Here is a 12,025-nt window from a genome sequence, read left to right on the forward strand (position 1 = left end):
ACGACTATAAACCTTTAAGTTGAAAAGCAATATGGCTGTCAATATTCATTAGTCATAGCGGTTGAGGTGATCGTCTCATCAAACGTAAAGTTAATCTTAAACAAGTTGCTCTTGAATTGGGCGTGTCGACTGCAACGATTTCGAATGCATTCAACCGACCAGACCAATTATCTGCTAAATTGCGCGAACGAATTTTACGCGATGCAGCAAAGCTTGGGTATCATGGTCCCAATTTAGCAGCACGAACACTGCGAAGAGGAGAATCTGACGTTATTGGCGTGATGTTATCTGATTCTCTTACGTATAGCTTGTCTGATCCAGTTGCAAATCAGTTACTGCAAGGAGTATCAGAGGTTTTGGTTGAGCGTAACAAACACTTGCTTTTGCTCTCCAGTCATATCGACTCCTCAGAACAGCGAGGTGCTGAATCGCTTCCGGATGGTTTTATTTTGTACGGAACCATTGATCAGCCTTCTTTTGAGCGAGTGAAAAGAACCGGCAAGCCTTTGGTACTGGTTGACTTTGAATCTGATGAAATCACTTCAGTAAATATTGATAATGAAAAAGGTGCGTATAAAATCGCGGATCTTGCATTAAAACAGGGCAGTAACGAAGTTGCAGTGCTGGGGCTGAAATTGATAGATTTCGATCGCGTTTGTCGTTTAACACAGGCAGATTTGGATGCAGAGTATAAAGAAATATCTCGTTCTCGATTAGCCGGTTTTACTCGCGCTGCAACGGAAAATGGTTGTGCATTTCAGCCTGATAGTGTGTGGCATATTCCCATCAATAGCACGGCTAACGCGGAGATAGCTGCGCGTGAAGCACTGACTAAACATCCTCGGCCCAATGTGCTGCTGTGTATGAGTGATGTGATCGCACTTTCTGCTATCAGAGTTGCCCGTGATCTGGGACTAGATGTACCCAATGATGTCAGTATCACTGGCTTTGATGGCATACCAGAATCTGAACGCTCCAATCCTCCTCTGAGTACAGTGTGTCAACAAAGCATTGAAAAAGGCCGACTGGCAGCGACTATGCTTTTGGACGGTGCAGATGATAAACAAGTCACGTTGGAGACCAAATTGGAAGTCAGGGGATCGATAGGTAACAGTTGAGCACTTTGACTAACGTAAATCTTCGATTAGCAGTGCGCAGAGGCACTGCTAATCGAAGTTAGCGTTTGTCACTTGCCTTAATCGCGCACAATCCACATTATTTGATAGGGGTCGAGCATAATATTGTTATGTGATGAAGTGAGTCGAGTTTCACTAATCAAGTCTCTGCAAGCACCATGACTAATATGATCCAATACTTTGCCATCTGCCTCTTGTGCATGATCACTGAAATTGCAAAGCGCTAATAATGATTCACCCTGAGCGTCGTGACGAACATAAGCAAAAATATGTTGATCATTGGTCACTAAAATGTGCGTTTCTGCATCGCCCAAAATGGGTAACCTTTTGCGCAATTTTATGAGTTTCTCTAGGCCCATTGAAACTTCAAATTGAGGGCTTTTTTCACATTTCGAATTAGCAATTGCCTGATCATCTATGGCAATTCGATGCACCCAGCGATCATCATGTTTTTTGGTCTCGTCTTGCCGGTAGCTATAATCGTTCAACAAACCTAACTCGTCTCCTGAATACAGCAGCGGTATTCCACCGATGGAAAGTATGATCCCATGAACCAATAGTATTCTTGCTACCGCGTGGTCAATCAGCTGTTGATTGTTCTGTTGCAATGCCTGCTCTAAGCCAGCCAAAGATGCCAACGAGCCACATACTCGACAGTCGCCCGTGGAGGGGTTTTCTCCAAAGGCTACACCTGAGGCAAAACTACCTTCGAACCGACCAGTATAAAACTGATTAAGAAAGTGCCGATGATCCGTGCCGTTAATTCCGATATGCCAGGCGACCGAATCATCAAAGGTCCAGCCTATATCATCGTGGCCACGAACGTAGTTTACCCATGTGCAGTTGGGCGAAATGGAGAAGCTCTTTTGCATGGACTCCGTTAACAAACGTGTTTTTCGTGTTGCCAAGCTATTCCATATAAGGGCCATAAGTAAAGGGTTATAGGAGAGTTGGCATTCATCTTTGTCGATATATTTGACCACTTCATCAGGGTGCACAATGGCTTCGGATTTAAATACAACCGCCGGCGCTGAAATTTGTAAACAACAATTAAAGGCTTGAATTAATAGATGCGCTTTATGTTGATTTTCGCAGGACGTGCCCATTTCTTTCCAGATAAAAGCAAGTGCATCAAGTCGCAACACCTCACAACCAATGTTGGCAAGGTAAAGCATTTCTGAAGTAATCGCATTGAACACCGCGGGGTTCGAATAATTTAAGTCCCACTGGAAGTTATTGAATGTGGTCCAAACCCATTTTTGAGCGTCATCGTTCCAACTAAAATTTCCTCTTCGGACTTGGGGAAAGATTTCTCGCAAGTTTTGTTCATACTGGTCGGGTAAGGTCCGATCATCAAACATGTAATAGTAGTCCTGAAACTCTGAATGCCCAGCCTTCGCTAACTTTGCCCATTGATGTTCATCAGATGTGTGGTTGAAAACAAAATCAAGCACCAAACTGATACCCTTGTCAGACAACGCTTTGGCTAGTTTTTCAAGATCGGCGCTAGATCCCAACGACTCGTTAACTTTACGATAATCGGAAACTGCATAACCGCCATCACTATCACCCTTAGGTGAATCATACAAAGGCATTAGGTGAAGATAGGTAACCCCTAAAGATTGCAAGTAGGGTATCTTTGCAACAAGTCCCTTCAAATCGCCGGCGAATAGATCTACATAACAGGCCATACCAAGCATGTTTTGATTTTTGTACCAAAGTGGATCGGATAGTCGTTTTTTATCTTTGTTTTTTAATTTTCGCGAGCGCTCACTAAATCCGTTAGCCAACGAAATGACGAGTTGATTAAGGTAATAGTAGAAATCGTACCTTTGTCCATAAATATCGAACAACAGCGAAAACAGACGAGGGAAGTGCTCGTTGATTCTGGCCATAAAAATTTTTTGGTCAGCCTTTGTCATCGCAGACAAATCAATACTTTCAAGTATACGAGAGAGCGAGCGTTTGCTCTCTAATTGTATGTCCATAACCTGTGTTCTCTCTGGCTAATTAAAAAGGACTTAGCTTATTGAAGAAAGCCGATGAAATTTTTGTTTTACCCTTTCTTACACGAATTAGTATAACATGTGTTTAACATTTGTTAATTTAAATGCTAGAAAAATCTTAAACGATACAGTAGCATTATATCAAGGTGTTCAACGAATTTAGTGATTCACTTTAGTTACTCGGTAAGTGACCATAGCAACCCTCGATAAAAAGTACCCATTGCGAGGTGATTTCTGCTTTCATAACGTCATGACGCCGGCACATTTTGAGTCAGGTTTAGTTATCTTGGGGGATTTATGAGCCAATATTATGCAGTGATAGAAGCGGGTGGGACAAAGTTTAATTGTGCGATGTTCGACGCTCAGCATAATATCCTCAGCCAAAACCGAATTCCTACCACCACACCTGCAGAAACACTGGATGCCTGTATCGAGTTTTTTCTAGCTCAGAAGCAAGCGGGCTTGATGTTTTCACAACTTGGGTTGGCCTGCTTTGGGCCATTAGATCTTAATCAAAATTCGAATAATTATGGGTATATTACCAAAACCCCAAAGCCCGGTTGGTCTGACACACCGATTTTAGCAAGGCTAAAAAACGCGTTGGAATGTGACGTAGCCATTGATACGGATGTGAATGCCGCTGCATTAGCTGAATCGCGGTGGGGAGCGGCAAAAAATACCCAGGTTTCTGTGTACGTAACCCTAGGAACAGGGGTTGGCGTTGGTGTTGTTATTAATGGAAACACACTAAAAGGGCTGATTCACCCTGAAGCTGGGCATATGTTGATCCCTGCACCTGAAGGCATTGAGGGGCAATGTCCATTTCACGGAAATTGTGTTGAAGGACTGGCTTCAGGCAAGGCGCTTTCTAAGATATGGGGAAGGCCAGCCGAAACGCTAGAGGATGATCACCGTGCTTGGGATATTCAGGCACAGGTTGTCGCCAAACTATGCCATAACTTATTGGTGTCCTACAGCCCACAAAGTATTGTTTTGGGCGGTGGAGTGATGGCAAAACCGGGATTGCTAGACAATGTGATCCGCTATACTGAAACGTCTTTGCAAGGGTATTTGGATTTTCCCGATGGCGTATCGTTATCGAGTTTGATTACTCTTCCTGGACTAGGTGAAATGTCTGGATTGAAAGGCGCACTGGGACTAATTTTATAAATCACTTTTTAGCAACAACATCCGTAACTATCGAGACTCAGCATAGGCCAGGTTTACCCGATGCATTATATTCGGCGCATCGTCGACAGATTTTTTCAATACAAAATACATGGGCAACTCAAACAGTTGACTGGATTGAATATCATCTCGGTTGGCGCGTTTGGAAAACATCAAAGCGATGTTGTTAGGGCCAAAATATGAAATCGCATATTTCGCTCGGTTTTTTCTTAGCAAAATAATTTGTTGTTCAAGGTTACTTTGATCTGAATGCACAGTGACTTTGTTCGTTTGGTCAATCAAGTGCTCTTTTAATGGGCCTTCAAATGAATTCAAAGGAATTGGCAAGATAACGGAAGTGTTTTTTAATTCACTTAACCCAGCAATGCTAGGCGTTGTCGCCAAGTGATAAACGTAAAAATCTAAAATAAATAATGGTTCATCAGTAAACAAATAGTTGTCAGGATCATCCATCAGGGTCTTGGTAGCAATGAATCCATTGAGGTCCACGCGACCGATGAGTTTATCAATATCCTTCGGGAATGTTCTCACCAGCTCAGACTCTACTCTGGCACGCTTAAAAATATCCTGTAATTGCTTGCCCAGAAGCCCTCGAATGGACCCATCGGCGTTCGCATATATGTGCGGAGGTCGCTCAACAAACCCGATATATAAAGGTTTAGCTGTTGATGTATTGGCCCATAAGAAAATGCTTAATATGGCCACAATCATTTTTTTCATTTATTGTTTTACACCTGTTTTTAAAACTTAATTCATTATTGAGGCATCTGCTTTTATTGTCTCGTACACTGTGTTTAGATCAGAACCGAATGGTTGTTTATCATCATGTGATTTACTAAACACTTGACCTCAAATTATAGGACACAGAATTGCACGACACAGTTGTAAATGCCATAGAAATCAAAGAACTTGAGTTTAGTTACGCGAAGTCGGGCAGGCCAAAAGTATTGCAGGTCGACACATGGAAGGTGGCAAAAGGGCAAAGTGTATTTTTATCCGGGCCCTCAGGCACGGGTAAAAGCACATTATTGAATCTCATTGGTGGGACCTTACCCATTCATTCTCCCAATCGAGGTGAAATACGGCTTCTTGAGCAACCTTTTTCGAGTTTAAGCCCATCAAAGCGTGATAAGTTTCGAGCTAAACACATTGGCATGGTTTTCCAGCAATTCAATTTAATACCCTACCTAAGTGTTGAAAAAAACATTGAAGCTGCCGCCTACTTTGGTAAAACCTTGAGTCCTGATACCAAGACAATAGCCAAGGAATATCTTCAACGCATGGACTTGGCAGACACCATTCTTAGCCAACGTTCAGATACGCTGAGTGTCGGTCAGCAACAACGGGTAGCCGTTGCGAGAGCGTTAATTAACAAACCAGAAATTTTAATTGTCGACGAGCCGACCTCAGCGCTCGATGAAAGTGCCAAAATGGGCTTTATGAATTTATTAATGCAATGTGTCAAAGAGCTTAATGTAAGTCTTGTATTTGTTAGCCATGATAGTCGTTTGGCTTCGCATTTCGAGTATTCCCTTCAATTAGGGCAGCTAAATCGTGCTGAGACGAGTGAATTATGATTTTCACCATCGCGCTACAAAGTCTTAAAAGTCGAAGAGGGGCTGTTTTACTCACTATGTTATCGGTGATACTTAGTGTTGGACTCTTAGTGGCTACTGAGCATATTCGACTGCAAGCAAAAGACAGCTTTGGGCGCACAATCTCTGGTACCGATCTGATCGTCGGCCCACGCACTGGCCAGACCAACCTGTTGCTCTATTCGGTTTTTCGAGTCGGTAACCCAACTAACAACATTTCTTGGGCCAGTGTTGAAAGTATCCAAAATTATCCAGGCGTGAATTGGGCAGTGCCTATTTCGCTAGGGGATTCGCACAAAGGCTTTGCGGTGGTTGGCACGACCTCTGACTATTTCAGGTTTTTTCAATATGGAAATAAGCAAGCGCTGCAGTTCAAAGAGGGGCAAGCATTTGATTCGGTGTTTGGTGCAGTCATCGGCAGTGATGTAGCCAAAACTATGCGCTATAAAGTGGGAGATGAAATCGTCTTGTCACACGGCATGGCAGAGGTTAGTTTCAAAACACACCAACATTCGCCCTTTAGGGTTACTGGCATATTATTACCCACAGGTACGCCGGTCGACAAAACGGTGCATGTGAGTTTGCAAGGGCTTGAAGCGGCTCATATGTCTCAACATCAGCTCCACGAACTCGAGCATGATCTGCAAGAAGGCGAAGAAATCACTTTACCTATCGAGCAAGTCACGGCAGTGCTTGTGGGGCTGGATTCTCCAATTAGAACGCTGCAAATCCAGCGACAAATCAACCAATCTGCGCTAGAGCCAATGATGGCAATTCTGCCAGGCGTTGCATTGTCAGAGCTTTGGCAATTGGTCGGAAATATTGAAAATCTGTTATTGCTTATCTCTGTAATGATTTTATTTGCGTCCTTGCTGGGTTTAGCCACTATGCTGCTCACTTCAATACGAGAACGACGCCGCGAAATCGCCGTACTGCGCGCCATAGGCGCAAGTCCTGTTGTGGTGTTTCTGCTGATCCAGACCGAAGCTTTTTTAATTAGTGTCTCTGCGTCCATAATTGCTGTTTTACTGGTTTGGGGAACATTAATCATTGGCGCTAATTGGTTAAGTGAAGAATACGGGCTATTTGTTGATGCAAACCTATTTACTCTTGGAACCTTTACTGTCGTTGGCTTAGTGTGTGTGATTACATTTATTATTGCCTGTGTGCCGGCGATTACCGCGTATAAACAGACGTTACAGCAGGGGTTGAATGCCAGATGACAACTCCCTTAGATCCCTCACAAGCAATGCGTTACAGTCGGCATATTATGTTGGCAGGCTTCGATTTGGAAAAACAAGAGCGCTTGTTAGACAGTTCAATTTTGCTTGTCGGTTTGGGTGGTTTGGGCTGTGCGGCTGCACAATATCTGGTCGCTAGCGGAGTTGGGGAAATTACCTTGGTCGATGATGATGTTGTCGACTTAAGCAACATTCAACGTCAGATTTTGCATGGTGAAAGTGATGTGGGAACAAGCAAGTGTGCGTCAGCGAAACAAAGTTTACTGCAGTTAAATAGTCAGGTAAGTATACATACGATTGAAACGAGAATGGATGCCGAACAGCTAGCTGAGCAACTTAAAAAAAATGATATTGTTATCGATTGTACCGACAACTTAGCGTCAAGAAACTTGCTCAATCAAGTGTGCTGGCAAAACCAAAAACCACTGGTATCAGGCGCAGCAATTCGGCTAGAAGGGCAGTTGTTTAGCGTCATTCCCACTAAAAATACAGCTTGTTATGCTTGTTTAAGCCACTTTTTCGGTGAGCAAAACCTAAGCTGTTCTGAAGCTGGTGTGCTGTCTCCACTTGTCGGTATTGTGGGCAGCTATCAAGCCATAGAAGCGATTAAAATACTCACGGATTTTGGTGAACCTCTGGTGAATAAATTGATGCTGATTGATGCAATGACAACTCAAAGCAGAGTCTTTGAACTGCTTAAAAACCCCGGTTGCAAGGTGTGCGGGTAGGTGTTTTTGATACCACAACTATCAGCTCGCTCAAAATATATACAGTCAAAAATTAGCTGATGCAGTGCTCATGTGTACGCACTGATTAAAAGGCGATGTCTACGTTTGGCCGAACCAAGGTCATCGCTTCATTTATAAATTTGCGATGACCTGTGCCGCTTTAATGTTAGGTGTTCAAGTGATGAATCAAAGAAGGTCTAATTTGAGTTCATCTTGCAATTTTCCTTGTTTTAACAGATCACAAGCGCTTTCAATGTCGGGAGCAAAATAGCGATCTTTATCGTAAAAGGGGACTTCTGCGCGCAAGATCCCTTTCACTCGTTCAAGTTTGTCGCTGCTTTTTAGCGGCGCCCTAAAATCGATTCCTTGGCAGGCGGCCAGCCATTCTATTGCCAGTATACCTGCAACGTTTTCAAAGATATCGCGCAATCTGCGCCCAGCAAAGGTCGCCATAGACACGTGATCTTCCTGGTTTGCTGAGGTTGGCAGGGAATCAATAGAAGCCGGGTGAGCATAAGTTTTATTTTCACTGGCTAATGCGGCACAGGTCACCTGTGCGATCATAAACCCTGAATTGACACCACCATTGTTGACAAGAAAGGGTGGTAATCCACTTAAGTGGGAGTCAATCAGTAGCGCCATTCTGCGTTCCGACAAAGAGCCTATTTCACACAACGCGATAGCTAACATATCAGCAGCCATGGCAACGGTCTCAGCATGGAAGTTTCCACCAGAGAGAATGTCGCCACTATCGGCGAATACCAATGGATTGTCGGAAACGCCATTTGCTTCGGTCTCTAAAATCTGTGCTGCACAGCGCATTTGTTGCAAACAAGCGCCCATTACCTGCGGCTGACATCGCAACGAGTAGGGATCTTGAACTTTCTCACATTGTTGATGAGAATCGCCAATCTCAGAGCTGGCAAGTAAGTCTCGATACGCTACTGCGATATCAGACTGAGAAGCGTGACCACGAGCCTTATGAATACGCGCATCAAAAGGCACTCGAGAACCTAACGCAGCTTCTATCGTTAACGATCCAATACCTATGGCGCTCTCCAAGGCATTTTGTGCGTAAAACAACCCTTGTAATGCAAAGGCAGTTGATGCTTGCGTACCATTTAAAAGCGCTAAGCCTTCTTTCGGAGCAAGGTCGATTTTTTTCAGTCCCGCAATGGCCAGCCCTTGCTCTGCTGGCAGTCGCTCTCCATTGTGCAATACTTCGCCTTCACCTAGCAATATTGCGCTCATGTGTGCCAGTGGCGCAAGATCTCCCGATGCACCCACAGAGCCTTTTTCCGGGATGGCGGGATAAACTTCCGCGTTATACAGCGCAATTAACGCGTCAATAACGCTCAATCGGATCCCTGAAAATCCTCTTGCCAAAGAGTTAATTTTCAACAACATCAATAAGCGCACAGTATCGGTTGACATGAAATTGCCGATCCCCGCTGCGTGGGACAAAACAATACTGCGTTGTAACAATGACAATTCATCGGTTTTAATTTTGGTGTTGGCTAATAATCCAAAACCCGTGTTAATACCGTAAACTGTTCGGCCTTGTTCGATGACTTGCGCAACGGTTTTTTGAGATGCTTCAATGGCTGGGATCGCTTCTTTGGCAAGTGCGATTTTTTGATGACATTCATGCGCATTACGTAAGTCATCTAAACTCAGTTGCCCCGGGTGAATGATAAACACTGACACGTTTTATTCCTCTTCCAACATTGGCAAATCAAGTTGTTTGTCTTTGGCACATTGTATTGCCAAATCATAGCCTGCATCGGCATGGCGCATGACACCGGTAGCCGGATCATTGTGCAGCACTCTGGCAACTCGCTGGTGAGCATCTTCAGTGCCATCACACACTATGACCACCCCAGAATGTTGACTAAATCCCATTCCTACACCGCCACCATGATGAAGGCTCACCCAGGTTGCACCACCGGCGGTATTGAGCATGGCGTTGAGTAATGGCCAATCTGACACGGCATCGGAGCCGTCTAACATACTCTCTGTTTCGCGATTTGGAGAGGCTACCGAGCCTGAATCCAAATGATCTCTACCGATAACAACAGGTGCTGAAAGTTCACCATTTTTGACCATTTGATTGAAAGCCAATCCTAGCTTTTGACGTTCGCCCAATCCTACCCAACAAATGCGGGCAGGCAAGCCTTGGAATTGAATGCGCTCTTTGGCCATATCCAGCCAATTGTGCAGGTGCGGGTTGTCGGGGATAAGCTCCTTGACTTTGGCATCGGTTTTATAAATATCTTCCGGATCTCCCGACAACGCAGCCCAGCGGAAGGGGCCGATCCCTTGGCAAAACAGCGGTCTGATGTATTTTGGAACAAAACCTGGAAAATCGAACGCATTAGATACGCCAGTCTCAAATGCCATTTGACGGATGTTGTTGCCATAATCTAGCGTAGCGGCACCATTATCCTGCAAGGCTAACATGGCTTTGACTTGCACCGCCATTGACTGCTTGGCACATTCAACGACTTTACTTTCGTCCTGTGTACGCATCTGCTTGGCGTATTCAAGTGTCCAACCTTGTGGCAGATATCCGTTAAGCGGATCATGGGCGCTGGTTTGGTCTGTGACCACATCAGGGGTAACGCCCATTTCTACGAGTTCTGCAAACAGATCGGCTGCATTGCCCAATAACCCAATCGACACTGCTTGATTGGATTTTTTAGCCGCTTCAATCATTGCAAGAGCGTCTTTAAGAGAGGTTGCTTTTTTATCTAAATAGCCCGTTTTTAAACGGAAATCGATACGGCTTTCATCCACCTCAACCGCTATCATTGAAAAGCCTGCCATAGTGGCCGCTAGTGGCTGCGCACCACCCATTCCACCTAATCCACCAGTGAGTACCCATCGGCCTGAGGCATCACCATTGAAGTGGGTTTTGGCAACACTGACAAAGGTTTCATAAGTGCCTTGCACGATCCCTTGAGAACCAATGTAGATCCAAGATCCGGCCGTCATTTGGCCGTACATCATCAACCCTTGTTTATCTAACTGATTGAAGTGCTCCCAATTTGCCCAATGAGGCACTAGGTTAGAATTGGCGATGAGAACTCTTGGCGCATTTGAATGGGTAGGGAAGACACCCACAGGTTTCCCACTTTGCACTAGCAGGGTTTCGTCATCGTTGAGTCGTTTAAGTACTTCGAGGATTTTGTCGTAACATTGCCAATCACGAGCCGCCCGACCGATGCCGCCGTAGACCACAAGATCATGGGGGTGTTCGGCTACCGCAGGATCTAAGTTGTTCATCAACATTCGAAGCGGTGCTTCGGTTTGCCAGCTTTTTGCATTGAGCGTGGTGCCGGTATAGGCATGTATGGTACGACTGGGATCGTGACGATTGTTCATTTTGTTTTTCTCCTCACCCTTTGGGTGTAAATTCGAGGTGGCCACCTATTCTGTATCGATGACCAGGATGAAAAAGCCTGGCAAAACTCACTATGCCTTTTGCTGAAAAGGTGCGGCGCGCAATGACCAAGCAAGGATCACTGATTTGAATCTGCAGGGTGTCGGCAACCTGTTGTTCAGGGAGTACCGCTTCTACTATGTGATCGGCTTGTGTAAGGGGAGCGACTTGGCTCAGGTATTGATTTGCAGTGATCTGATTAAAGTCTTGAGCCAAGTACTCTGGTGCCCAACGAGGGTTAACGATTCTGTCTTCCAACTGAATTGGAAAACCCGCTTCAAGATGCACGATCCGTGTGTGGAATATTTCTGCCTGCGCTGCAACGCCTAATTGCGTGCTTTGTTGGGGGCTTGCAACAATACGTTGTTGACAGAGCACCTGATTATTATAGTGATGACCGCGATGAATGATTTCGTCATGAATGCTGCGAATTTCCAACATTGAACTCATTGGTCGGTGATCCGATACGTAAGTACCTAATCCTTGAGAGCGCATTAAGATCCCTTCATCGACTAACTCCGTTAATGCTCTGCGCGCAGTCATCCGCGAGACATTAAATTGCAAAGCAAGTTGGTTTTCAGAGGGCACCTGTTGATTGGGTGACATGTCACCGGACTCAATTTTGTCGAGAATGGCTGATTTAATCGCAATGTATCTAGCTTGCATAAGTGTCAGTCTATATTCCGGTT

At 44.7% G+C, this 12,025-nt stretch carries 10 protein-coding genes; 5 read left to right on the top strand and 5 right to left on the bottom strand.

Going from position 1 to position 12,025, the window contains the following annotated elements; all coding sequences use genetic code 11:
* Window positions 1-77: 77 nt before the first annotated feature.
* Window positions 78-1,118 carry a LacI family DNA-binding transcriptional regulator gene (locus FM019_RS17060; protein WP_143837174.1) on the top strand — a complete coding sequence of 347 codons (1,041 nt, stop codon included), beginning with the start codon at window positions 78-80 and terminating at the stop codon, window positions 1,116-1,118.
* A 77-nt stretch (window positions 1,119-1,195) separates the two neighbouring features.
* On the opposite strand, the gene FM019_RS17065 is transcribed toward FM019_RS17060, so the two are convergent.
* The gene (locus FM019_RS17065) at window positions 1,196-3,124 is read right to left on the bottom strand and encodes an alpha-amylase family protein (RefSeq protein ID WP_143837175.1); all 1,929 of its coding nucleotides are present in this window, start codon (window positions 3,122-3,124) and stop codon (window positions 1,196-1,198) included.
* 315 nt (window positions 3,125-3,439) lie between these two features.
* Here FM019_RS17065 and FM019_RS17070 point away from each other — a divergent pair, with 315 nt between their 5' ends.
* On the top strand, window positions 3,440-4,312 hold the full coding sequence (locus FM019_RS17070) for an ROK family protein (RefSeq protein ID WP_143837176.1): 873 nt from the start codon (window positions 3,440-3,442) through the stop codon (window positions 4,310-4,312).
* A 27-nt stretch (window positions 4,313-4,339) separates the two neighbouring features.
* Here the strand turns inward: FM019_RS17070 and FM019_RS17075 are convergent, their stop codons facing one another.
* The gene (locus FM019_RS17075) at window positions 4,340-5,050 is read right to left on the bottom strand and encodes a hypothetical protein (protein ID WP_143837177.1); all 711 of its coding nucleotides are present in this window, start codon (window positions 5,048-5,050) and stop codon (window positions 4,340-4,342) included.
* 149 nt (window positions 5,051-5,199) lie between these two features.
* On the opposite strand from FM019_RS17075, the gene FM019_RS17080 reads away from it, so the two are divergent.
* Genes FM019_RS17080 through moeB form a run of 3 tightly spaced genes read left to right on the top strand, consistent with a single transcriptional unit; the run spans window position 5,200 to window position 7,894 of the window.
* The gene (locus FM019_RS17080) at window positions 5,200-5,907 is read left to right on the top strand and encodes an ABC transporter ATP-binding protein (protein ID WP_260681654.1); all 708 of its coding nucleotides are present in this window, start codon (window positions 5,200-5,202) and stop codon (window positions 5,905-5,907) included.
* The gene (locus tag FM019_RS17085; RefSeq protein WP_143837178.1) at window positions 5,904-7,148 is read left to right on the top strand and encodes an ABC transporter permease; all 1,245 of its coding nucleotides are present in this window, start codon (window positions 5,904-5,906) and stop codon (window positions 7,146-7,148) included. Before FM019_RS17080 ends, FM019_RS17085 begins: the two co-directional genes overlap by 4 nt.
* On the top strand, window positions 7,145-7,894 hold the full coding sequence (moeB, locus tag FM019_RS17090) for a molybdopterin-synthase adenylyltransferase MoeB (protein WP_143837179.1): 750 nt from the start codon (window positions 7,145-7,147) through the stop codon (window positions 7,892-7,894). The genes FM019_RS17085 and moeB overlap by 4 nt, the downstream gene beginning before the upstream one ends.
* A gap of 186 nt (window positions 7,895-8,080) precedes the next feature.
* Here moeB and hutH read toward each other — a convergent pair whose 3' ends face one another.
* The 3 genes from hutH to hutC are packed head-to-tail and all read right to left on the bottom strand — an operon-like array spanning window position 8,081 to window position 12,002.
* Window positions 8,081-9,601 carry a histidine ammonia-lyase gene (gene hutH, locus FM019_RS17095; RefSeq protein WP_143837180.1) on the bottom strand — a complete coding sequence of 507 codons (1,521 nt, stop codon included), beginning with the start codon at window positions 9,599-9,601 and terminating at the stop codon, window positions 8,081-8,083.
* A gap of 3 nt (window positions 9,602-9,604) precedes the next feature.
* Window positions 9,605-11,278, bottom strand: coding sequence for a urocanate hydratase (gene hutU / locus FM019_RS17100; RefSeq protein WP_143837181.1), 1,674 nt, complete (start codon window positions 11,276-11,278; stop codon window positions 9,605-9,607).
* A 13-nt stretch (window positions 11,279-11,291) separates the two neighbouring features.
* Window positions 11,292-12,002: a histidine utilization repressor gene (gene hutC / locus FM019_RS17105; RefSeq protein ID WP_143837182.1), complete on the bottom strand. Its 711-nt coding sequence runs from the start codon at window positions 12,000-12,002 to the stop codon at window positions 11,292-11,294.
* Between the last annotated feature and the right edge of the window lie 23 nt (window positions 12,003-12,025).

It is taken from the genome of Aliiglaciecola sp. M165 (genome assembly GCF_007197995.1).
GTDB lineage: Bacteria > Pseudomonadota > Gammaproteobacteria > Enterobacterales > Alteromonadaceae > Aliiglaciecola.